Genomic DNA, 22,289 nt, shown 5'->3' on the forward strand with positions numbered 1-22,289 from the left:
GGGTAGCAGCATGTCGGGCACGACCCGTGGCGCGGCCAAGGCCGCGAAGGACGACTCACGCCTGGATCCGGACCGCCAGCCGCTCGGCGAGATCGCCGCCGGGCGCCTCGCGAAGCTCGCCGGCCTGTCGGTGAAGGAGGTGGTGAAGCGCCCGCTGGCCGAGCTGGCGGAGATCCATCGCTTCCGCATCGACCCGCAGCTCTTCCTGTTCCGCCGCATCTGCGGCCGCGTCGTGAAGCGCGACCCCGCCACCGGCGCGCTGCTGCCCGTGCCCTTCGCCACCGTCCATGTCGAGGACACGGATGCGAATTTCCTCGGCTGGTTCCCGGCCGGCTTCCCCTGGGGCTGGCACTTCCCGCTGCACAGCCGGCGCGAGGTGATCGGCACCACCACCACCGATGCCTGCGGGCGCTTCTGCGTCTGGGTGCCGCGCTTCGACGTGGATTGGGTGCTGCGCTGGCGCGCCCAGCGGATCTGCTTCGGCACGATCTTCGAACGCCCCTCGCTCGCCGACCTGCTCGACCGGCTGGAGGGGATCGACCCGCCCGTCTGGGATCGCTGGCCGGATCCGCCCATCCCGCGCCCGGACCCGCCGCCCCTGCTGCGCGATGGCGGCTTCGCGCTGCGCCGCGCCGCCGAGCTGGTGGGGCGTGAGACCGCCACGCTGCTCGCCCGGGCCGAGAGCGCGCGGGCCTTCGGCGCGCCGAGCGAGGCGCTGTCGGCGCGGCTCGCCGCCACCCCGGTCATGGCCGCCCCGCCCGCCTTGCCGAAGGGATTCGGGGAGGGCGCGCGCGACATCGGCCAGCGCATCCCGCCCGCCATCCTCAAGCAGTTCCGCCCCGATCGCTGGATCGGCCCCTTCCGCCGCTGCACCACCGTGCTGCTGCCCGAATGGGTGCCGCTGATCGACGTGCCGGACATCACCTTCCGTGTCACCCAGGACGTGAACGGCGATGGCGAGGCCGAGACCATCTACAGCGAGGGCTTCTTCGACGTGCGCTGGAATGCCGGCGCCATCCCGGAGGTGACGCTCGAGGCCTCCTCCATCGCGCTGGCGGGCATTTCCTGCGACGCGCCGCCGGTGATCTGCGGCACGGTGCCGGCGGTGACCTTCGCCGGGCTGATGCCCCTGGTCGCCCCGCCCGCCCCGGCCGCGCCCTATCACGATGCGGGCACGGGCTATGCGCGCCGTCCGAACCGGCCGCGCGCCTCGGGGCTCGACCCCGCGCGGCTCAGTGACCTGCCGCTGGCCCCGGCCGAGGCGCCCTATTGCGGCACGCTGCAGCTCTATGGCTGCGTCGAGATCGGCGGCGCGGCGCATTACCGGCTGCTCTTCCGGCAGGATGGCGGGCCGCAGGTGCCCTTCACCGGCCTGAGCTGGCCGCGCCACCGGGTGGTGGGCGGGGCGCTGCAGACGGTGTGGGAGGCCGCGGACGGGCAGGGCTGGTATCCGGTGCGCCCCGGCGCGGAGGGCTGGCACCCGGCCAATCTGCTGCTCAACTGGCCGACCGGCAGCTTCGCCAACGGGCTCTACGAGGTCACGCTGCAGACCGGCAACGCCGCCAAGGCGGTGCTGGCCAGCGCGCCGCCTGTGAGCTTCCGGCTCGACAACAGCGCGCCCACCGCGCAGTTCCTGCAGCTGCGCTGGCGCGTCGCCGGCGGGGCCTGGAGCGCGCCGCTGGAACTCGTCTGCCCGGTGATCCGCCGCCCGGCCGGGGCGGATATCGAGATCGAGCTGCGCTGGCTGGCCTCGGCGCGGCATCTGCGCTCGGCCTTCCTGCGCGGCGGCGGCTGCGGCGGCGGCGCGCCGGTCCTGGCCTCCTCCGAGGCGAGCGCGGAGCATTGGCACACCGGCCCCGGCGACAATGCGGTGGCGCGCACGGCGGTCTTCGCCCTGCCCGGCAGCGCGCTGCAGGGCGCCTATGCCTTCTCGCTCGACGTCGCCTCGCGCGCCTTCAACCCCTCGGGTGGCGATGGCGGGTTCGAGGCGGATTGGATCTACGACCCGGTGGCGATCCATGTGGTGCCCTCGCTGCCGGTCGCGGTGGTCAACCTGTAGCGGCAGGCCAGTGCCTGTGGCAGCTTCGGGGGGCGCGGATGTGGCGAAAGGGTAGCCGCAGCAGACTTAAAATCTGCTTCCCCCCGGGGAGTGCGGGTTCGAATCCCGCCATCCGCAGGCATGCCGCGGTGGCCCCCCGTGAATCGGCCTGTCGCGTGAAACGGCGTGAAACCGTTTTCGCCGCCCGGTCTGCCCGCTGCGGCAAGGTTGCGGCTGGACCTGTCTCATTTTCGGCCATACCCTGACACAGGGTATAGTTGCGTTCGTGGAGGCTCCCTTGGCTGTTTTCACCATCCGCCGCACCACGGGGGCGCCGCTTGTGCAGACCGGCACGGCCGGGGACGACAGCTTCATCACCACCGGCGTGGATGGGCTGCTGAAGCCGGGCCTGGCGCAGGATGGTTCGGGCGGTTGGGACACGCTGGTGATCCAGAAGGCGACGCTGGCGCCGATCACCGACGCCGCATTTGCCGGGCTGATCAATTTCGAGGCGCTGCGCCTGAACGCCCCCAGCTTCGCCGCCGATTTCGACCTCACCCTCGGTGCCGACGCCGCCGCCGCCTTCGGCAACGCGATCGACCTGCGCCTGGTCGGCGCGCCGGGCCTTGTCGACGCCTCTGCGCTGGGCGCGGGGACCACGCTGAACCTGCTCGCGGGCCAGGCGAGTGACACCGTGACCGGCGGCGCCGGCGCCGACACGCTGCGTGGCGGCACCGGCAATGACCGTTTCGAGGGCGGCGCGGGCGACGACATGCTGCGCGGCGACAGCGGCCGCGACAGCCTGGTGGGCGGGCTCGGCGATGACGACCTGCTGGGCGGCAGCGGCAGCGACACGCTGCTGGGCGGCGAGGGCGAGGACCGGCTGCAGGGGCATAGCGGCGGCGACAGCCTGGATGGCGGCGCCGGCAACGACCTGCTCTTCGGCGGCTCCAGCGACGACACGCTCGATGGCGGCGCGGGCAATGACCGCCTGCAGGGCGATTCCGGCGCCGACACCTTCGTGCTGAGCACCGGCCTCGACCGCGTGATGGATTTCCAGAACGGCCTCGACATCCTCGACGTCAGCGACTTCGCGCTCCAGGATCTCGACGCGGTGCTGGCCATCGCGACCGAGGTCGCGAACGGCGTGCGGCTCGATCTCGGCGGCGGGTCGCGCACGCTGATCCTGGGCGCGACGCTGGCCGAGCTCGACGCCGCGGATTTCATCTTCACGCCCTACTCGGCGCCGACCGACATCTTCTTCTCGGCTGGCGGCACCATCATCACCGGCTCTCCTACGGGCGGCACCGCGATCTTCGGCATCGGCATCCTGGGGGCGACCGATCCGGACCCCCTGGATCAGGTGGTCTTCAGCACCGAGGATCCCCGCTTCACCATCGGCTTTGGCGCCTTTCTGAGCATCGCGAATGGCGTGCCCTTCGACTACGCGAACGAGACCACGGTCAGCGTCACCATCACCGCGACCGACCAGCATGGCCTGTCCTATACCGAGACGCTGGTCATCCCGGTGAGCGAGCCGGGCCTCGCCACCGACGACCTGACGGTGGAGGAGAATCTCGGCGCCGGCGCGCGGGTCGGCGATTGGGGCCTTGATGGCTGGGTGCCCGTCGGTCCCCTGACCTGGGAGGTGGCGACCGAGGACGCGCCCTTCGCCTTCGTGGCCTTTCCCGAGTTCATGCGCCTCGTCACCACCGAGACGCTGGATTTCGAGACGACGCCCAGCTGGCCGGTCACCATCCGCGTCACCGATGCCGGCACCGGCCGCGTGGTGGAAGAGACCATCACCATCACCGTCGACGATCGCGCCGACAGCCCGGTGACGATCAACCAGGATCGCAGCTTCACCGCCGATCCTGGCGAATCGATCGGCCGCACGCTCTATGACGGCGCCGACTACACGAACGGCACGCCGCTCTATGACGAGGTGCTGCGCACCGGCACCGTCACCGCCGGGTCGGGTGCGGCCGGCGAGGATGGCGCCGCCGGTACGGCGGGCCAGGAAACCTACCTCTTCGCCACGCCGCTCGACACGCGCTCGGTGACCGATGGCGGGGATGGCGAGGCCGGCGTGGCCGGTGCGGCGGGCGGCAACGCCACGGCGCGCACCGATTTCTACGGGATCGCGCTGGGCCATGTGGAGGCGGCAGCGCGGGATCGCAGCCTGCTGGACCTCACGGCCGTGGCCGGCGCGGGCGGCCTGGGCGGCGCCGGCGGGGCCGGCGGTGACAGCGACTTCGAGCACGATGTGAACGTGATCGACGGGGTTACCGGCAATGTGATCGATGGGCTGGCCGACACGACCGGCGCGGGCGGCGCCGGGGGTGCCGGCGGCGCCGGCGGCGATGGCGGGCTCGGCCAGGTCATCGTGACCGAATTCCATGGCCGCTTCACCGCCAATACCGAGGCCGTGATCAACGCCACCGCGCGCGGTGGGGCAGGCGGCGCCGGTGGGGTGGGGGGTGCTGGCGGCGATGGCCGCTTCGATGCCGATCTCGCGGACGCGCCGGATGGCGGTGAAGGCGGGGCGGGCGGCGCCGGCGGCAATGGCGGCGATGCGCTGGCCTCGCTCGGCATCATCCGCTTCGGCTTCTCGCCGCGGATGGATGTCGTGCTCACGATCAATGCCATCGGCGGCGCCGGCGGGGCGGGCGGCGCGGGGGGGGCGCCCGGCACCAATCAGAGCGCCGTCACCGAGCATGTCGATGACGAGGGTGACGTCACCAGCAGCACCCAGACGCAGACCGGCCGCGACATCGGCGGGGCCGGCGGGGCGGGGGGCGATGGCGGCGATGCCCAGGCGGTGCTGGACGGGTTCAATTACGATCCGTGGTCGGGCCTGGACTCCGACGACCGGGTGCGGATCGAACTCTCGGCGACGGGCGGTGCCGGCGGGGCGGGCGGCGCGGGCAGCATCGATATCGGCGTCACCGAGGTGGCGGAGGCCGGCGCCGACGTGACCGAATCCTTCGCCGGCATCGCCGGCCTGGACGGCGCGGATGGGCTGCGCGGCGACGCCACCATCACCCTTCGCAACACCTTCATCGCGCTCGGCGTCGGTGACGACATCCTGCAACTCGCCTTCTATTTCGACGGCGCGACGCAGACGCTGGAATTCACCAACAACAACTGGATCGGCGGGGCGGGCGTGGACACGCTCGACCTGTCCAGCGTCTATGGCTTCGGCGCCGTGGTGAACGTGGCGGCCAACCAGCTCTCCTTCGCCGGCACGGATCTGAATGCCATGTCCGAGTTCGAGGGCTTCTTCGGCACCGAGAACGCCGACACCTTCCGCGATGGCGTGGGCGAGCATGTCTATACCGGCGGCAGCGGCAACGACCTCTACATCTTCGCCGTCGGCCACGGCCAGGACAGCATCCAGGACTTCACCCAGGGCCAGGACCGCATCGACCTCTCGGCCTTCGGCTATGCCGATTTCGACGCGCTGGACATCAGCTATGGCGGCGAGGGCACGGGCGCGAGCCCGGCCTATGCGGTGGTCACGACCAGCGGCGGCACGGGGGTGAGCATCACCTTCAACGTCATCACGGGCGGGACGCTGACGGCGGCGGATTTCATCCTGTAAGCGCGTAACCTTGGATCGGCGCGTGGCGAAGCCATCTCGGCAGAGCCACGCCCACCGCAAGGAAGACCCGCTTGTCCGTCCGCACCATCGCCGCCACCCGGACCCTCGATGCGGCGAAGTTCCGCGATCCGCGCCTGACGGCGAAGGGCGAGCCCCGCGCCAGCGTGGCGCTGGCCGGGCTCGAGACGCTCTGGTTCAACACCGGCACGCTCTGCAACATCACCTGCGCCACCTGCTACATCGAGAGCAGCCCGCGCAATGATTCGCTGGTCTATCTCGGCGCCGCCGAGGTCGCCGCCTTCCTCGATGAGGCCGAGGCCCGCGCCCTGCCACTGCGTGAGGTCGGCTTCACCGGGGGCGAGCCCTTCCTGAACGCTGCCCTGCCGGCGATGCTCGAAGACGTGCTCGCCCGGCCGGTGGGCCTGCGTGCCCTGGTGCTGACCAATGCGATGAAGCCGATGCGCCGCCATGCCGCGGCGCTGCGCGACCTCAAGGCGCGCTTCGGGGCGGATCGCCTGGTGCTGCGCGTCAGCCTCGACCATCACGAACCCGGCCCGCACGACATGGAACGCGGCGCGGGCAGCTTCGCGCAGGCGCTGGACGGCCTGGTCTGGCTGGCGCGCGAGGGTTATCGGGTGCATGTCGCCGGCCGCGCCGGCTTCGACAGCCGCGACGAGGCGGCGATGCGCCAGGGCTTTGCCCGGCTTTTCGCCGCGCACGCCATCCCCATCGATGCGGCCGATCCGGCGGCGCTGATGCTCTTCCCCGAGATGGATGCGACGGTCGATGTGCCCGAGATCACCACCGCCTGCTGGGACATCCTGCACAAGGCGCCCGAGAGCGTGATGTGCGCGACTTCGCGCATGGTGGTGAAGCGCAAGGGCGCGGCCGCGCCCGTCGTGGTGGCCTGCACGCTGCTGCCGCATGACCGGCAATTCGAGCTGGGCGCGACCCTGGCCGAGGCGTCGCGCGCGGTGATGCTGAACCACCCGCATTGCGCCAAGTTCTGCGTGCTCGGCGGCGCGGCCTGCTCGCGTTAGGCGCACACCGCGTGTAGCGCCTCAGCGAGCCGAGGAAGGTCGCGCTCATCCAGCGCCAGCGGGTTCACCACCAGCACGCCCTCCCGCAGCCGTCCGGCGCCGACATGCACGCCCCGGTCTCGCAAGGCGGCCTCGGCGGTGCGCGCATCGCGCGGGCGGAGCAGCAGCAGGGGCAGCGGGCCTTCGGTGATCTCGACGGGCAGAGTGCCCAGATCGGCCCGCACCCGCTCAAGCATCGCGCGCAGCCGGGCGGCGCGGGGGCCATCGCCCTCGGCGACGAAGCGGCGAAGGGCCACGATCAGCCCGACGATCTCCTCCTTCCCCGCCTTGCAGGCGCGGCCGATGCCGTGATGGGGCAGATAGGGCAGGCTGGCATTGCCGGCGAATTCAGGCGGCAGGCGGAACTGCGCCGCCGGCAGGTCGAGGTCGAGCATCTGCAGCAGCGCCGAGGCCACCAGGGCCCGCCGCCCGGCCAGGATGCCGCTCGCCTGTGGCCCGCCGATCGCCTTGCCGCCGGAGAAGCACACGAGGTCCGCACCCGCCTCGAGGAAGGCGCGCAGATTGCCCTGCGGCGGCAGCTGCGCGGCGGCGTCCACCAGCACGGGCAGGTCATGCGCATGCGCCACGGCGGCGAGTTCGGCCAGCGGCGGCTCGGCCCAGGGCTGCGCCACCCAGAGCACGCCCGCCGTGCGCGGCGTGATGGCGGCGGCGAATTCCGCCGCCGAGGCGTCGCGCACCCCCGCGCCCGAGAAACGGTCCGGGATGCCGACCTCGACCAGCTTCGCCCCGGCGACGCGCAGCGCGCGGTCATACATGTTGCGCTGGCTGCGGCTGACGAGGAATTCGTCGCGCGGCGCGCGTTCCGGCAGCCGGTCCATCGCCGCCGGGTCGAGCCCCGCCAGGCAGGCCGCAGCACCAAGCAGCAGCGCGGCCTCCGCCCCGCTGGTGACGATCCCGGCCTCCGCCCCCGTCGCCGCGCTGATGGCGCGCGAGGCCGCGGCCTGGAGGTCCGGCATCTCGACGCAGGCCCGCGCGGCCTCTGCCATGGCGGCGGTGACATCAGGGTGCATCATGCCGCCGGAGAGGCGCGTATTGGTGCCGGCGGCGTTGATTATGGTGGGAACGCCGAGGGTTTCGTAGATCATGGCGTGGTGAGCACGCGGCGCACGGCGTCCTGCCAGCCGGCATGGCGGCGATCGGCCTCGGCCTTGTCCATCTGCGGCGTGAAGCGGCGCTCAAGCTTCCAGAAACCAGCGCCCTCGCCCGGCGCGGGCAGCAGCCCGGCCTGCAACCCCGCGAGATAGGCCGCGCCCAGCGCCGTGGTTTCCTGCACCACGGGCCGGTCCACCGGCGCGCCGAGCACATCGGCCAGCGCCTGCATGGTCCAGTCCGAGGCCGTCATGCCGCCATCGACGCGCAGCACCGTCTCGCCCTGTGCGCCCCAATCGGCGCGCATCGCCTCCACCAGGTCGCGGGTCTGGAAGGCCACGGCCTCCAGCGCCGCGCGGGCGATCTCGGCCGGGCCGGTGCCGCGCGTCAGGCCGAAGATGGCGCCCCGTGCCTCGGCATCCCAATGCGGCGCGCCGAGGCCCACGAAGGCCGGCACGAAATAGACGCGCTCGGCCGGGTTGGCCTGGGCGGCCAGCGCCCCGCTCTCGGCACTGTCGGCAAACAGGCGCAGCCCGTCGCGCAGCCATTGCACCGCCGCGCCCGCGATGAAGATGGCGCCCTCCAGCGCATAGGTCCGCTTGCCGCCGAGCTGCCAGGCCAGCGTGGTCAGCAGCCGGTTCTTCGAGTCCACCGCCACATCGCCGGTGTTCAGCAGCAGGAAGCAGCCCGTGCCATAGGTGGATTTCACCATCCCCGGCGCGAAACAGGCCTGGCCGAGGGTGGCTGCATGCTGGTCGCCCGCCATGCCGCGGATCGGCACGGCGGCGCCCAGCAGCGCGGGTTCGCTCGTGCCGAATTCGGCCGCGCAGTCGCGCACTTCGGGCAGGACGCTGCGCGGGATGTCGAACAGGCGCAGCAGGTCGTCATCCCAGTCGCCTCGGCGGATGTCGAAGAGCATGGTGCGCGCGGCATTGGTCGCATCCGTCGCATGCACCCGCCCGCCGGTGAGACGCCAGAGCAGGAAGCAATCCACCGTGCCGAAGGCGAGTTCGCCGCGCCCCGCCGCCGCCCGCGCGCCGGGCACGTTGTCCAGCAGCCAGGCGAGCTTGGTGGCGGAGAAATAGGGGTCCGGCAGCAGCCCGCTGCGCGCGGTGATCAGTGGCCCCGCGCCCTCTGCCACCAGCTTCGCGCATTGCGCCGCCGTGCGCCGGTCCTGCCAGACGATGGCGCGGTGCAGCGCGCGACCGGTGCTGCGGTCCCACAGCAGCGTCGTCTCGCGCTGGTTGGTGATCCCGATGCCCGCGACGGCGCCCGGCGCCGTGCCGGCCTTCGCCATGGCTTCGCGCAGCACGGCCAGGGAACTCGAAAAGATCTCCTCGGGCTCGTGCTCGACCCAGCCGGGGGCGGGGTAGTGCTGCGTGAGGGCAAGCTGCGCGGTGGCGCGCGGCGTCAGGTCCGGCGCGTGCAGGATGGCGCGCGTCGAGGTGGTTCCCTGGTCAAGCGCCAGCAGCATCCCGGTTTCCTCCCCAGAGCAACAGGATCGTGGCGAGGAGAATAGCCAGGATCGGCGCGGCGAGCAGCCCGGCCGCGCCCAGCAGCAGCGGCATCCCCGCCGCGAGCAGCGCGAAGCCCGCCAGCGCGGCCAGCCCCGCTGGCCTGGGCAGCAGCGCCCCGGCCAGGGCGCAGAACACCGGCAGGAAGGCCGCGCCGAGCAGCGCCCAGCGGAAATCCCCCAGCGCCTCGGCCGGCAGCAGGCCCAGCGCCACCACGGCGCCTTGCATCAGCAGCGCCGCGAACCCCGCCAGCCCCTGCACGGCCAGCAGCGCGAGCCCCAGCCGGAAGGGCGGCAGCGCCGGCGCCGCCATCAGCACGCCAAGACCGGGAAGGGCGACCAGCAGCGCCAGCACCTGCTCGCGCGCCGCCACGCCGCTCGCCGGCCCGGCCAGGGCGGCCAGCGCCAGCAGCAGCCCGAGCAGCGCCGGGCGAAGCCCCCCCCAGCGCCGGGCCGGGGCGCCGGCGCTGGGCATCAGCACGGCCAGCCCGATCACCGCCGCGCCGCAGCCGGCCGCGAGCAGCACCATCGCCTCCTCCCGCCGCAGCGCCAGCAGCAGCGCGCCGGCGGCCAGCGCCGCCAGGGGAATCGGCCAGGCGAGCCGCGCCGGTGCGACACCACCTGCGAGCCACAGCGCGGCCAGGCCGGCGGAGGCGAGCCCGGCGGCGAGGATCTCCATCGCCGTCATGTCCTCGATCAGCCAGGACCCGCCGGCGGCCAGGGCGGCGGCGGCCAGCAGGATGAGGCCGACCGGCCCCGGCACCACGCCCTGCTGAGCCACCACCACCGCCCCCGGCGCCCCCGCGAGCAGGGACGCCGCCACGACCAGCGCGATCAGGGTGGGCGCCAGGGGCGCCCCGGCGATGAGGCCCAGCGCCAGCAGCCCCAGCGCGGCGAGCCCCGGCCCGAGCCAGGCCCCGGCGACAAGACGCATCATCGCGGCGTGGCCAGCCAGAGCCGCCAGGCGAGCGCCAGCACGCCGGGCTCGGCCTGCTCGGCCTCCAGCACCGGGCGCCAGCCGGCGATCAGCGCCTCGAGCGCCGCGAAGTCGCGCAGGCGGAACAGGCATTCCGCCAGCCAGCCGAGCACGCCGGGCGTCGCCACGCCGCGCGCCAGCGCGGCCTCCAGCGCGCCGCGCGCGGCGGGCAGGTTGCCCAGCACCAGCAGGTCGCGCCCGAGCGCGGCCTGTGCCTCGGCATCGTCGGGGGTCTGTTCCACCAGGCTCTGCCACAGCCCGGCGGCCTCGGCGCGGAACTGCCCGGCGCGGGCGGGGTCGAGCAGGCCGGAATGCGCCGCGGCATCCAGGTGCCGGGCCAGGCTGCGCACCGCCTCGGGCGTGCTGCCGCGCGCCGCGGCCTGCAGCGCGGCCGCCCGGTCCACCAGCCGGCGCGCGGCGGCGGGGCGGGCGGCCTCGGCACGGGCGCGCAGCTTCGGGTCGGGATCCAGCAGCGCGAGGCGCAGCAGCGCATCCGCCCCCGGCCGCCCGCCCTGCGCCACAAGGTCCAGCGCCCTTGCCTTCTGGGCCGCGCTGCCCCAGCGCAGCACGTCACCCAGCGCCTCCAGCAGCAGCCCCGCCGGCAGGGGGGCGCCGCCCGGCGCCAGGGGCGTGGCGATGGCCGTCAGGCGCGCTTCCATCGGGTCTTCCGGCAGGGAAGCGGGGCGCCGGTCCCTCCAGCCGCGCGGCGGGCCGGCGGCAAGCGCGAGGAGCCCGGCCAGGGCGGCCAGCGGCCCCAGCGCGGGCAGGGCCGCCGCGCTCATGCGCAGCACCGCGCCGGGCCAGCCGGCGGGCGGCGGGTCGAGCTGGTGCAGCAGCAGCGGCAGCAGCAGGCAGATGGCCAGATGCAGCAACCCCGCCGCCGGCAGCCAGCCCTGCAGCAGCGCCGCCCCTACCAGCGCCTGCGCCGCGCCGATCCCGAGCAGCACGGGCAAGGCGGGGTTCGGCGCGCGCCTAGCCATGCCGGGGCGTGGCCCGATGCAGCGCGGCGAGGCTCACCACCACCTGCGCCGTCGCGGCCGGGGCACGCGCCGCCAGCAGGGCGCGCAGCCGCGCCGCCGCCGTTTCCGCCCCCAGCACCGCCGAGCCCGGCAGCAGCACCGACAGCCGCCGCTGTTCCAGCCGCGCCTCCAGCAGCAGGTCCGAGCCGCGGAAACATTCCTGCATCGCCGCGCGCGTGGCCTCCAGCGCCCCCGCGGCGCGGGGGCCGGGCGGGATCTCGGCCGAGAGCAGCGCGAGGTCGAAGCCCACGCGGCGCGCCAGCCCGGCCATGGCGGCGATCGCCTGGGAGGCCTCCTCCCCCGCCAGGATCCCGGGCACGCCGCTGCGATCCGGCGCGACCGAGGCCTCCCGCGTCCGGGCCTCGACCAGCGCCTGGGCGAGCCAGGTGGCCACGGCCTCCACCGTCGCCACCGTGTCGAGCGCAAGCTCGGCGAAGCCGATATCCTCGATCTTCACCATGCCCAGCAGCGCGCCATCCCAGGGCGAGCGCAGCGGCGCGGCCAGGATGCCCTCATCCCCCAGCACCAGCCGGTCGCCGGGGCGGGTCGCGAGCAGGGTGTGGCCTTCCTCCATCACCTCCGGCAGGCGGCCGCGCAGGAAGGTCTGGGCCAGGCCCACCCCCTCCGGCCAGCCGCTGGCGGCGACGAGGTGCAGCGTGCGGCCCTCCGCCAGCCAGAAGGAACAGGCGGTGCAGCCCGTGGCGGCATGGATCAGCCCGGTGGCGCCGCGCACCACGCCCTCACTGCCCTGGCCGAGCGCGCGCGTGGCCTCGAACAGGGCGGTCGCTGCCTGCAGCCGCGCGGCGAGGCGGTGTTCCAGCTCCACGGCGCGCATGGCCAGGCGCTCATTCGATTCCGCGATGGCCTCGCGGTCGGCCCGGGCGGCCGCGGCGGCGGCCTCGGCGGCCTGGTTGCGTCGGCGCGCGGCATCGGCGAAGCCGCCGACCAGCACCGCCGCCAGCGGCCAGGCCAGCGGTTCCACCCAGGCGCCGGCGCTGAGCGCATCGGTGGCGAGCGCAAGGCCGAGCCTTACCACGCCGGCCATCGCGGCGATGGCGGCGCCCGCCGCCAGCCCGTAGCGCGCGGCGACGTAGAGCACCGGCAGCGCCGCCGGATGCACCGGCCAATGCGCGTAGAAGCTGCCGCCGGTCAAAGGCAGGTCGATCAGCAGCAGCAGCACCAGCAGCCCCAGCCCTTCGAGCAGCGGGCGAAGGCTGCCGGTCTGGCCGGTGGCGGTTTCCGTGGGCGCGGGTGGGGCCTCGGGCGGGCGCTCGGCCGGCGCCCCGGGCTCGGGCTGCGATTCGGTCTCGGGCGGCAGATCGAGGGCGCGCAGCCGGGCCGCGGCGGCCTCCGCCGGGCGCTGCCGCCGCCAGCGCCGCCGGGCCGGCGCGGCCGGCCGGGGGGCGGGGGGCGGGTCCACCGCCGGCGGCGGTTCGGGCCGCGGGAGCGGTTCGGGCCGCGCCACCGGGCGGGGGCGCTGCGGCGGCGTCGCCCCGCGCGGTCCCGCGCCCGGCCGGCCCTCCAGACGCCCCTCTGGCCGCCCCTCTGGCGATTTCGGCAATCTCATGCCCGCATGGTTCCTGCCCGGCTTCCTGCCTCCGGCCTCGGGCCTGGGTGATATCGGGCTATGGGCCTTGGCGCCAGGGGCCTTGCGCGGCTACGTCTGGCGCGTGCGAAAGCCTCTCCCCGCCGCCGATACGCTGGCCTTTGGCGCTGTCTTCGCCGGCTGCGCCGCACTGGCGGTCCTGGTCGGTGCCGCGCTGCCCCTGCCCACACCCCCGCGCGGGGTGCGGCTGGCCGAATTGCCGCGGGCGAGCGAACCAAGCCTGTCCAGCCTGGAACGTGCCGAGCGCCGCCCCCCGGATGTCGAGGCGCTGCGCCGCCTCACCGCGCAGCTGCGCGATTCGGGCCGGCCCCTGCAACTCGCCCAGGCGCTGGAGCGGCTGCACGCCGCGACGCTCGACCCCGCGCCGCTGCGCGAATCCATGCTGCTGCGCGGCCAGCTCGGCGACCTCGCCGCCGCCCGCGCCGCGGCCGAGCGCCTGGCCCTGCTCGGCGCCGCCGGGGAGGGCGAGCTGCTGGCCCTGGCCGAGGCGCGGCTCGCCCAGGGCGATCCGGGCAATGCCACCGCCTTCCTGCTCCGCCACCTGCCGCAACAGCCCACCGAGCTGGTCGCCCTGGCCACGGCGGGTGCCGCGCAGCGCCTGGACGACCCGGCCCCGGCGCTGCGCCATCTCGGCGCGCGGCTTTCCGAGCTGAACCCGGCGGCGCTGGAGCCCGTGCGGCTGGCGCTGATGGACGCCGCCCGACCGGACATGGCGCTGGCGCTGATGGAGGGCATGCCCGCCGCGGCGCAGGCCGAGCCCATCACCACCTTCCGCATGGCCGAGGCCGAGGCGCGGGCCGGCCATCCCGGCGCCGGCCTCGCCCGGCTGCTGGCCCTGCGCGCGACCGAGGGCCTGCCGCCCGGCGCCGGCGCGCTGCTGATCGACCTCGCCCTGCAGGAGGGCAGGCTGGCAGAGGCCTTCGACACCGCCGCGCAGCTGCCGGCCGAGAGCTGGCCCGGCGCCCTGCCGATGCGCCTGCATGAGGCCGCCCGCGCCCGGCCGGATCTGCTGCGCGCGCTGGACCCGCAGCGCCTGGCGGCCCGGCCCGATGCGGCCGCGGTGATCGCCCTGGCGCGGGGGGACCGCACCGCGGCGCGGCGCTATGCCCAGGCGGCGCTCGAGCGGCCGCCGGCCTCGGCCGAAGGCGCGCGTGGCGTCGCGGCGGTACTGCGCGAACTCGGCCAGGACCAGGCGGCGTGGGATCGGCTGCGGCGCGAGATGGACCAGCCGGGCCCGCCCGCCCCGGCGATCCGCCTCTTCGCCGAGCTCTCCGCCCTGCCCGCCCGCGCGCCGGCCGCCCTGCCGGTGCTGGAGCGGCTGCGCCTGCAGGGGCCGCTTGCCGCCGAGGCCTGGATCCGCCTGGCCCTGGCGCAGGAGCAGGGCGCGGCGGTGGCGCAGTTCCTGCGCGCCGGCGGCCCGCTGACCGCCGCCGTGCTGGCCGAGGCGCTGCAATTCGGCACCCGCACGCGCAACGCCCCCCTGGCCGAGGCGGCGGCCTTCGCCCTCGGCCAGCGGGCGGTCCTGCCGCCGGGCTGGACCCTGGCCGAGGTCGAGGCCATGGCGGCCCTGGCCCGGCCGCTGACCCCGGCGGCGCTGGTCGCCACGCTCGACCTGCTGGCCCAGGCGCGGGAGGCCGAGGCGCGCAACCGGCTGGTGCAGGCGCTGGCGGCCGCGCCCGAGATCGGCGGCGCGGCGGCGGCGGAACCGCTGATTTCCGCCCACCCCGCCCTGCCCCGGCTGCGGCAGGAGGCGGAATCGGGCAGCGGGGAGGCCGCCACGGCGCGGCTCGCCCTGCTGGCCGTGCTTGCGCCGCGACAGGCCGTGCCGCTGCTCACGCGCCGCGCCGAGGAAAGCCCCGCGCGCTTCGGCCCCGCTTTGGTGCTGGCGCGGCTGCGCGGGGAGGGCGTGGCGGCGGGCGAGGCGAGCCTGCGCGCGCTGCTGCCCCGCCTGCCGCGCGCGGCGCAAGAGCAGGCGCTGTTCCTGCTGCTCGCCGCCGGCCCCGCCGAGGCGCGCGGCATGGTGAGCGGGATCGCGGAGGCGATGCTCGGCCCCGGCTGGCGGCGGGGCTATGAGGCCGCGCTGGCGCGTGCCGGCCGGCAGGCCGAGCTGGTGGCCGCGCTGCGCGCCCGCGCCGCCCTGCCCGATACCTCGCCCGAGGACCGGCGCGAGATCGCCTCCCGGCTGCGCGAATTGGGCGAGTGAGGATTTTCATTTGGCAGCCGCGCGGCGCCATGGCCTGATGACGGCGCAACCGTTTCGGGGAGAGTGCTCCATGCGCAAGATCATGCTGTCCGGCGCCGCGGTGGCGGTCCTGGCCGTGGGCGCTGCCCTGGCCCAGCCGCGCGCGGCCTACACGCCGGGCCCGCAGAACATCGAGTTGCCGGCGGACTGGCAGGCGCGCTTCATCCGCTACGCCACGGTGGACAAGGAAGACCGCAAGATCATCCGCCACATGTATGTGAACCCCGAGGCCTATGCCGCGACCCGCGCCGGGCAGCTCGCCCCCGTGGGCACGCTGATCATCATGGCGGATACGCGCGCGCGGCTGGATGCGGCGGGCAACCCGCTGCTGGACACCTCGGGCCGCTTCATCCCCGAGCCGGGCTGGATCGCGATCGGCGTGCAGCAGAAGGGCGAGGGCTGGGGCGAGGGCTACGGGCCGGATCTGCGCAACGCGAACTGGGAGTACGCCGCCTTCACCGGCACGGGCGAACGCCGCAACATCCCGCTCAATTCCTGCTTCACCTGCCATCTGCAGGCCCGCGCGCAGCAGGACTTCAACTTCACCTATTGGGACCACGCCCAGGCGCGGCGGTAGCCTCTCCATGATGAGAGGCAGAGTGGTAAAGGCGGCGGCGCAGCCGCCGAGGCCGCGAATGCGGCCCGCCGCCAGTGCGGCGAGCCAAGCGGCCGGATGGCCGCGCCCGGCGCTTGAGGGCTCAAGAAGATGACGTTCTCGCTGATTGGGCGCTGCGCGCGGACCGGGCAGTTCGGGGCGGCGGCGACCACCTCCTCGCTCGCCGTCGGCGCGCGGGTGCAATTCGTCGCGCCGGGGGTGGGGGCGGTGCTGACGCAGCATCGCACGGACCCCAGGCTCGGCCCGCGCGGGCTCGCACTGCTGCGCTCGGGCTGCGACGCGGCGCAGACGGTGGCGGCGCTGGTCGCCTCCACGCCGGATCATGGCTGGCGGCAATTGGCGGCGATCGACGCCGCCGGGCGCACCGCGCATTTCCACGGCGCGCGGGTGAAGCCCGAGCACGGCGCGGCGCATGGCCCGGATGTGGTGGCGATCGGCAACATCCTCTCCAGCGCCCGCGTGCCGGACGCCATGGCCGCCGCCTTCGCCGCAACGCCTGACCTGCCGCTGGCCGAGCGCCTGCTGCGCGGGCTCGAGGCCGGGGAGGCTGCGGGCGGCGAGCATGGCGATGTCCGCTCGGCCAGCCTGCTCGTCTTCGGCGATCACGATTTCGCGCTGGTCGATCTGCGCGTGGATGGACACGCCACGCCGATCCCGGCTTTGCGCGCGCTGTGGGAAGAGTACGCGCCGCTGGTGGACGCCTATGTGGTCCGCGTCCTGACGCCCGACGAGGCGATTGTGCTATAGTGCCCTCAGACGCCGGGCGCGCGCTCCGCGCGCTTGGCTTCGCCCTCACGCGCTGGCCCGCTGTTGAAGCAGTTGCCCTGCGCGCGCGGCCGCTGCGCGGCCGTATCCTGACCCGCTGAAGAACGGATTTGTTGCCCCATGCCGATCAACAACCGCATCGCCGCCATGCAGCCCGAGATGGAGGTCTGGCGCCGCGACCTGCACACCCATCCCGAACTGCGCTTCGAGGAGGTGCGCACGGCGCAACAGGTGGCGAAGCTGCTCGGCGAATGGGGGATCGAGGTGCATACCGGCATCGCCACCACCGGCGTCGTCGGCGTGCTGCGCAACGGCACTTCCGGCCGCTCCATCGGGCTGCGCGCCGACATGGACGCGCTGCCGATGCCCGAGGCCACGGGCCTGCCCTACGCCTCGGTGAACCCCGGCGTGATGCATGCCTGCGGCCATGACGGGCACACCACCATGCTGCTCGGCGCGGCGAAGTATCTGGCCGAGACCCGGAACTTCGACGGCACGGTGGTGTTCATCTTCCAGCCCGGCGAGGAAGGTGGGGCGGGCGGACGGATCATGGTCGAGGAAGGGCTCTTCACCCGTTTCCCCTGCGACCAGGTCTACGGGATGCACAATGATCCCTCGCTCCCGCTGGGCGAGGCCGACATCCGCGACGACGTGATGATGGCGGCCTCCGACCGCTTCGCCGTCACCATCCACGGCCAGGGCGGCCATGCCGCGCAGCCGCATATGGGCATCGACCCGGTGATGATCGGCGCGCAGATGCTCACCGCGCTGCAATCCATCGTCGCAAGGCGCGTCGATCCGCTGGAGAGCGCGGTGATCTCCACCACGCAGTTCCATGCCGGCACCGCCGACAACGTGATCCCCGATGTGGCGAAGCTCTCCGGCACGGTGCGCACGCTGACCCCCGGCGTGCAGGACATGGTCGAGGCCGCGATGCGCAAGGTGGTGGAGATGACCGCCGCGGCGCATGGCGCGACCGCCGAGTTCACCTACATCCGCGGCTACCCGCCCACGGTCAACCACGCCGAGAACGCCCGCAAGGCGGCGCGCGTCGCCACCGCGATCCTCGGCGAGGGCAAGGTGCGGCGCGACATGCCGCCGGTGATGGGCGGCGAGGATTTCTCCTTCATGCTGCTCGAGCGGCCGGGCGCCTACATCAAGCTCGGCCAGGCGGCGGGGGCGAAGGGCGCGCACCCGGTGCACACGGTGCAGTACGACTTCAACGACGATCTGCTGCCCGTGGGGGCGAGCTTCTTCGCCACGCTGGTCGAGCAGGAACTGCCGCGAGGGTAGGTAGCCCCCCTCACCCAACCCTCTCCCCCCTTGAGGGGGAGAGGGCTTCTCGCTACCCACCCCAGGGCGGGAGCTTCCCCAACCGGCTGCGCATCACCACCAGCAGGGGGGCGCGGCCGGGGGGCGCGGGGCGCAGCACGCCGCGCGCATCAGCGGGAAAGCGCGTCAGCGCCACCGCATCGGTGACGTTGCCGCCGATCGTCTCCACCACCCCCGGCGCGAGGCCGACCACGATGTCGCAATGCATCGGCCGGGCGATGCCGGTCTCGGCGAGCCGCGCCGTCCAATGCGGCAGCGGCGCGGGGGAACGGTCGATGCAGACGAGGTCACCCAGGGCAGGCTCCGCCGTCGCCGGGTCGAGCGGGATGAAGGGCGCCTGTGCCGGCCAGGCGGCGGCATCGGCCATCAGCGCGTCGAGGTAGAAGGCATGGGTGGCGCTGGGGCGGAACTCCCGGCGATCCACCCCGGCAGCGCCGAAGACCCAGGAGATGAAGGCCGCCGACCAGGCCGGGCTGCTCCAGAGCGGCGCGTCGGGCGCGCCGCCGGCCAGCAGCGTGGCGTAGCGGGTGCGGTTGTCGGGGATGGCGCCGTGATCCTCCGGCACGGCGCGCCAATAGGCGAGCACGCGGGGGAAGTTCACCAGCGCGCTTTCGGGCATCTCTGGCGGCGGCGGTTCCCAGGCGTCGCGGACCAGACCACCCCATTCCTGCCATTCGGCACGGGCGATGCGCTGCACGCGCTCGGCCACGCTGGGCGGGTAGGCGAGCGGCGGGCCGGGCGGCGGTGGCGCGGCTGGCAGGCCGGCGCAGCCGGCCAGCAGCAGAACCGCGAGCAACGCCGGCAGCCTCATGCCGGTATCGGCAGCCGCAGGATCAGCGCCTCCGGCGCCATCAGCGCCAGGGCGACCGCGGCCTGGGCGGCCGGGGTGGCGCCGCCGCCGCGCGCCGCCGCGCGGACCTCCAGCATCCCCTCATAGGGCTGCACCAGCGGACGCAGCAGCGCCAGCGCCTGGCGGTGCAGCGTGGTCAGCGCCTCGGTCTCTGCGGGGGTGAAGGGCAGGGCGGCCTCCTCCACTGCCAGCAGCAGCGCGCCCAGCGCCCGGGCGGCAAGGCCGATCCCCTCGGCATGGCGGCTGGCCTCGGTCGGGCCGGCGCCGGCGACGGTGATGTCGGCCTCGCCCGGCTGCAGGGCGCGCAGCCCGCGCGCGATGGCGTGCAGGGGCGGGCCGCCGGGCAGGCGCCCCGCGACGCGCGCCAGCGCCAGCAGCGCCGCCGCATGGCCGGGCAGGCCGGCCTGTCCGAAACCGCCCAGATCCCCCTGCATCGCCAGCAGCCGCGCCGCGAGATCCTCGAGCACCGGCTGCAGCGCCGCGCCATCGCGCGCCCGCGCCTCCACCGCCGCCAGCGCCAAAGCGAGGTCCTCCACCTCCGGCGTCCCGTCCCGAAGCGCGGCCAGGTGCCGGTCGAAGAAGCCGGCCAGCACGGCGCGCCGCGCCGGGCCGAGCGGGGCGCGATAGGCGCCGGCGCTGTCGAGCAGAAGCTGGTCGGCCACTGCCAGCAGCGCCGCGCCGGAGGGTGCGAAGGGTTCGAGGTCCATCCCCGCCAATCCCGGCGACAGCATGGCAAGGGCCGCTGCGGCGGGGCCGATGCCGGCGGCGAGCAGCCGAACCTCCTGCACCTCAGCGCTGCCGCCGTCCGGCAGGTCGGTCGGGCCGTGGCGCAGCACCAGCCAGTGCAGCGCGCCGGGATCCTCGCAGACCACCTTCACGTCCTTCACCCCCATCGGCGCGACCGGGCGCAGATGCAGCGTCGGCCCGCCTTCCGGCCAGCCGGGCTGGCCCAGGGTGACATGGGCCACGGGTGGCTCCTCGGCCAGCACGCGCAGCATCGGTTCGCCAGGTGGGGCGAAGGGGTGCCAGCCCTGGGCGTCCTGCACCATGGCCTCGGCGAAGCCGGGACCCGTCACGCCCAGCGCATCCAGCGCGGTGGTCAGCCGAAGCTGGGTCAGCGCATGGCTGGCGGTGAAGCGCACGGTGAGGCGCAGCAGGGGGGAATCGCCGCGCAGGCGATATTCGTAGCGCAGCCGACCGGCGGCGACGGGGCGACCGCGCAGCCACCCGGCCTTCCCGCCAGCCGGCGTCTCATGCCAGAGCAGCACCTCCTCGCCCTGGTGTTCCAGGCCGAAGGCGTCGATCCCGTCCTCGGCATCCACGCCGCTGCGGTGGCGGCCGATATGGAACTGCACGAGGTTGCCGCTGTGCACCACCGGCGGCAGGGCGGTGCCCGGCAGCCCGCCCCCCTGCCCCCCTACCGGCCCGCGCAGCCATTGCAGCACCAGCCCCGCGCCGAGATCGCCGGCGAAGCGGTGGAAGGGGGTCAGGATCTCGAAGCCGCGCGGATCGTCGCGCCGCACCTCAAGCCCGCCGAGGGCGAGGCGCCGGCAGGGCAGCGGTGCGGCGGCCATGCCGATGACGAAATCGAGCACGGCATCGGCCAAAGCGGGGTCGGCGTCGCGGATCTCGGGCTGGGCCAGGAATGCGGCGGCGCGCGCATTGGCGCGGGCATCGCAGAAAGGCGCTTCCTCGGATTCCGCGAGCGCCGTCAGCGCCGCGCCGTCCAGCGTCACGGCACGCGCAAGGCGCCGCTGCAGCAAGGCCAGCAGGCGTTCGCGATCCGTCGGGCTCAACAGGTTCCGCATGGCGCCTCGACATGTCCGGGAGGCCCGATTGTAGGGCGAGGCGACAGGGGTGGGGAAGGCGCCTACACTCCCCGCCATGAGCGACACGCCGCCCGGCGCCGCCGAGGGCGGACGCCTGATCTTCCGTTCGGAGGTCTTCGCCCCCGCCCCGCGCACGCCCCGCCCGCCGACCGGGCAGGTGGTGCGGGAGGCCGCGCGCGACATCCCCGTGCACGCCACCTGCGACGTGCTGGTGGCGGGCGGCGGGCCGGCCGGGACCATGGCGGCGATCGCCGCTGCGCGGCGTGGGGCGCGGGTGATCCTGCTCGAGCGGCACAACCATCTCGGCGGGCTGTCCACCGGCGGGCTGGTGGTCTGGATCGACCGGATGACGGGCTGGGACGGGCAGTTGCTGATCCGCGGCCTGGCGGAGGAGCTGTTGGACCGCCTGCCGGCAGAGGCCATCGCCGGCCCGCCGCGCGAGGCCTGGGGGGTGCGGGACGCCGCCACCGCCGCCTGGTGGGCGCTGCGCACCGCGGCCTTCCACGGCATCGTCACCCACTCGCCCACGGTGTGCCCCGAATTCCTCAAGGCGGCCTCGCTGGAGATGGCGCGCGAGGCCGGGGTGGAGCTGCTGTTCCACGCCTGGGGCGCCGAGCCCATCCTTGAGGACAACACCGTGCGCGGCGTGATCTTCGAATCGAAGCAGGGGCGGCGCGCCATCCTCGCCAAGGTGACGATCGACGCGACGGGCGATGGTGACCTTTACGCCCGCGCCGGTGCGGCCTTCGCCGATGATGTCGATACGCGCGACATCCACCATTGCATGAACACCTCCTGGACCTTCGCCGGGGTGGACATGCCTGCCTATCTGCGCTGGCGGGCGGAGAAGCCGGAGGAATTCGCCGAGTTCATGCGGCGCGGCAAGGAGAGCGTCGGCTTCTTCGACAAGGCCTTCGCGAGCTGGCGCGACGATGTGGCGCTGTTCATGGGCCCGCGCCTCGCCGGCTATTCCGCCGTGATGGTCGATGATCTGAGCGAGGTCGAGATCCTCTCCCACCGCCTGATGCTGCGGCACCTGGAGGTCTACCGGGCCGAGGCGCCAGGCTTCGCGGGCGCCTTCCCGATGCTGAGCGCGCCGCAACTCGGCGTGCGCCATGCGCGGCGGCTGGGCGGCGTGGGCAGCGTGACGCGGGCGATGTGGGACGGGCGCGTGACGCCGGATGAGATCGGCGTCTCGCCCAGCCTCGCGCCGCAATTCCAGCCGGTCTCGGTACCCTATGGCGCGCTGGTGCCGGCGCAGCTGGAGGGGCTGCTGGCGCCGGGGCGGCACCTGGCCTGCGACGCGACCAGCCACTCCTTCCTGCGCGAGATCCCGCAATGCTGGCTGACGGGGCAGGCGGCGGGGGTGGCCGCCGCGCTCGCCGCCGATGCGGGTGTGGCGCCGCGCGCCGTGCCGATCCCGGCGCTGCAGGCGGCGCTGCGCGGGCAGGGTGCGCTGCTGCGCGGCTGAGCCGCCCTATCCCGTGGGTTGGGCGACCATGACGAAGAGCCGGTGGGTGGCGATGTCCACCTTGCGGCGCATCTCATCCTTCCAGGCGCGGTTCGCGGTCGCCTCGTCCGGGTAGGGGCCGTGCAGCTCCTCCGTGCCCGGCTCGAGGGTGGTGAAGCTGGTGTCGGTGAAGACACCGCCCCAGAGGATCCAGATCCGACGGTCGGTCATGCGCGCCGCTCCATGATGGTGCAGCGCAG

16 protein-coding genes and 1 tRNA gene are annotated in these 22,289 nt (G+C 74.3%); 9 read left to right on the forward strand and 8 right to left on the reverse strand.

Annotated features, from left to right (window positions below; genetic code table 11):
- Positions 1-10: 10 nt before the first annotated feature.
- From AC2D9U_RS09590 to AC2D9U_RS09605, 4 genes are all read left to right on the forward strand, one after another.
- The gene (locus AC2D9U_RS09590; RefSeq protein ID WP_484748284.1) at positions 11-2,059 is read left to right on the forward strand and encodes a hypothetical protein; all 2,049 of its coding nucleotides are present in this window, start codon (positions 11-13) and stop codon (positions 2,057-2,059) included.
- Between the two features lie 34 nt (positions 2,060-2,093).
- A tRNA-Leu gene (locus AC2D9U_RS09595) sits at positions 2,094-2,176 on the forward strand.
- A gap of 160 nt (positions 2,177-2,336) precedes the next feature.
- Positions 2,337-5,642, forward strand: coding sequence for a M10 family metallopeptidase C-terminal domain-containing protein (locus AC2D9U_RS09600; RefSeq protein WP_484748286.1), 3,306 nt, complete (start codon positions 2,337-2,339; stop codon positions 5,640-5,642).
- Between the two features lie 71 nt (positions 5,643-5,713).
- The gene (locus AC2D9U_RS09605; RefSeq protein ID WP_484748288.1) at positions 5,714-6,682 is read left to right on the forward strand and encodes a radical SAM protein; all 969 of its coding nucleotides are present in this window, start codon (positions 5,714-5,716) and stop codon (positions 6,680-6,682) included.
- Here the strand turns inward: AC2D9U_RS09605 and AC2D9U_RS09610 are convergent.
- The 5 genes from AC2D9U_RS09610 to AC2D9U_RS09630 are packed head-to-tail and all read right to left on the reverse strand — an operon-like array spanning position 6,679 to position 12,906.
- On the reverse strand, positions 6,679-7,827 hold the full coding sequence (locus tag AC2D9U_RS09610; protein WP_484748291.1) for a hypothetical protein: 1,149 nt from the start codon (positions 7,825-7,827) through the stop codon (positions 6,679-6,681). The genes AC2D9U_RS09605 and AC2D9U_RS09610 overlap by 4 nt on opposite strands.
- Positions 7,824-9,305 (reverse strand): glycerol kinase GlpK, encoded by a 1,482-nt coding sequence (gene glpK / locus AC2D9U_RS09615; RefSeq protein WP_484748293.1) that lies wholly within the window; start codon positions 9,303-9,305, stop codon positions 7,824-7,826. The genes AC2D9U_RS09610 and glpK overlap by 4 nt, the downstream gene beginning before the upstream one ends.
- The gene (locus AC2D9U_RS09620; RefSeq protein WP_484748295.1) at positions 9,289-10,281 is read right to left on the reverse strand and encodes a hypothetical protein; all 993 of its coding nucleotides are present in this window, start codon (positions 10,279-10,281) and stop codon (positions 9,289-9,291) included. The genes glpK and AC2D9U_RS09620 overlap by 17 nt, the downstream gene beginning before the upstream one ends.
- Positions 10,278-11,300 (reverse strand): hypothetical protein, encoded by a 1,023-nt coding sequence (locus AC2D9U_RS09625; protein ID WP_484748296.1) that lies wholly within the window; start codon positions 11,298-11,300, stop codon positions 10,278-10,280. Before AC2D9U_RS09625 ends, AC2D9U_RS09620 begins: the two co-directional genes overlap by 4 nt.
- Entirely contained in the window at positions 11,293-12,906 is a 1,614-nt protein-coding gene (locus AC2D9U_RS09630; RefSeq protein ID WP_484748297.1) for a hypothetical protein, read from the reverse strand. The genes AC2D9U_RS09625 and AC2D9U_RS09630 overlap by 8 nt, the downstream gene beginning before the upstream one ends.
- 103 nt (positions 12,907-13,009) lie before the next feature.
- Here AC2D9U_RS09630 and AC2D9U_RS09635 point away from each other — a divergent pair, with 103 nt between their 5' ends.
- From AC2D9U_RS09635 to AC2D9U_RS09650, 4 genes are all read left to right on the forward strand, one after another.
- Complete coding sequence (locus AC2D9U_RS09635; protein ID WP_484748299.1) at positions 13,010-15,148, forward strand: hypothetical protein; 2,139 nt, start codon at positions 13,010-13,012, stop codon at positions 15,146-15,148.
- Between the two features lie 70 nt (positions 15,149-15,218).
- Positions 15,219-15,764, forward strand: coding sequence for a cytochrome P460 family protein (locus AC2D9U_RS09640; RefSeq protein ID WP_484748300.1), 546 nt, complete (start codon positions 15,219-15,221; stop codon positions 15,762-15,764).
- Between the two features lie 129 nt (positions 15,765-15,893).
- A complete protein-coding gene (locus AC2D9U_RS09645; RefSeq protein WP_484748302.1) occupies positions 15,894-16,550 on the forward strand; it encodes a DUF1028 domain-containing protein in 657 nt (218 codons plus the stop codon).
- Between the two features lie 138 nt (positions 16,551-16,688).
- Positions 16,689-17,861: a M20 aminoacylase family protein gene (locus AC2D9U_RS09650; protein ID WP_484748304.1), complete on the forward strand. Its 1,173-nt coding sequence runs from the start codon at positions 16,689-16,691 to the stop codon at positions 17,859-17,861.
- A gap of 52 nt (positions 17,862-17,913) precedes the next feature.
- On the opposite strand, the gene AC2D9U_RS09655 is transcribed toward AC2D9U_RS09650, so the two are convergent.
- Together AC2D9U_RS09655 and AC2D9U_RS09660 are read right to left on the reverse strand one after the other, a co-directional pair.
- Positions 17,914-18,711, reverse strand: coding sequence for a DUF2272 domain-containing protein (locus AC2D9U_RS09655; RefSeq protein WP_484748306.1), 798 nt, complete (start codon positions 18,709-18,711; stop codon positions 17,914-17,916).
- Positions 18,708-20,546, reverse strand: a complete 1,839-nt coding sequence (locus AC2D9U_RS09660) for a hypothetical protein (protein ID WP_484748307.1) — start codon at positions 20,544-20,546, stop codon at positions 18,708-18,710. The genes AC2D9U_RS09655 and AC2D9U_RS09660 overlap by 4 nt, the downstream gene beginning before the upstream one ends.
- 88 nt (positions 20,547-20,634) lie before the next feature.
- Between AC2D9U_RS09660 and AC2D9U_RS09665 the strand changes: the two genes are divergently transcribed.
- Positions 20,635-22,050 (forward strand): FAD-dependent oxidoreductase, encoded by a 1,416-nt coding sequence (locus AC2D9U_RS09665; RefSeq protein WP_484748308.1) that lies wholly within the window; start codon positions 20,635-20,637, stop codon positions 22,048-22,050.
- Positions 22,051-22,056: 6 nt separating this feature from the next.
- Here AC2D9U_RS09665 and AC2D9U_RS09670 read toward each other — a convergent pair whose 3' ends face one another.
- Positions 22,057-22,260 carry a DUF4170 domain-containing protein gene (locus tag AC2D9U_RS09670; protein WP_484748309.1) on the reverse strand — a complete coding sequence of 68 codons (204 nt, stop codon included), beginning with the start codon at positions 22,258-22,260 and terminating at the stop codon, positions 22,057-22,059.
- Between the last annotated feature and the right edge of the window lie 29 nt (positions 22,261-22,289).

Source organism: Roseomonas sp. TF40, from assembly GCF_057219975.1.

Bases quoted from the DNA above. Each gene is read 5' to 3' on its own strand.
- AC2D9U_RS09590 (WP_484748284.1), top strand. From the start codon at position 11: ATGTCGGGCACGACCCGTGGCGCGGCCAAGGCCGCGAAGGACGACTCA.
- AC2D9U_RS09610 (WP_484748291.1), bottom strand. From the start codon at position 7,827: ATGATCTACGAAACCCTCGGCGTTCCCACCATAATCAACGCCGCCGGC.
- glpK (WP_484748293.1), bottom strand. From the start codon at position 9,305: ATGCTGCTGGCGCTTGACCAGGGAACCACCTCGACGCGCGCCATCCTG.
- AC2D9U_RS09620 (WP_484748295.1), bottom strand. From the start codon at position 10,281: ATGATGCGTCTTGTCGCCGGGGCCTGGCTCGGGCCGGGGCTCGCCGCG.
- AC2D9U_RS09625 (WP_484748296.1), bottom strand. From the start codon at position 11,300: ATGGCTAGGCGCGCGCCGAACCCCGCCTTGCCCGTGCTGCTCGGGATC.
- AC2D9U_RS09630 (WP_484748297.1), bottom strand. From the start codon at position 12,906: ATGAGATTGCCGAAATCGCCAGAGGGGCGGCCAGAGGGGCGTCTGGAG.
- AC2D9U_RS09640 (WP_484748300.1), top strand. From the start codon at position 15,219: ATGCGCAAGATCATGCTGTCCGGCGCCGCGGTGGCGGTCCTGGCCGTG.
- AC2D9U_RS09645 (WP_484748302.1), top strand. From the start codon at position 15,894: ATGACGTTCTCGCTGATTGGGCGCTGCGCGCGGACCGGGCAGTTCGGG.
- AC2D9U_RS09650 (WP_484748304.1), top strand. From the start codon at position 16,689: ATGCCGATCAACAACCGCATCGCCGCCATGCAGCCCGAGATGGAGGTC.
- AC2D9U_RS09655 (WP_484748306.1), bottom strand. From the start codon at position 18,711: ATGAGGCTGCCGGCGTTGCTCGCGGTTCTGCTGCTGGCCGGCTGCGCC.
- AC2D9U_RS09665 (WP_484748308.1), top strand. From the start codon at position 20,635: ATGAGCGACACGCCGCCCGGCGCCGCCGAGGGCGGACGCCTGATCTTC.
- AC2D9U_RS09670 (WP_484748309.1), bottom strand. From the start codon at position 22,260: ATGACCGACCGTCGGATCTGGATCCTCTGGGGCGGTGTCTTCACCGAC.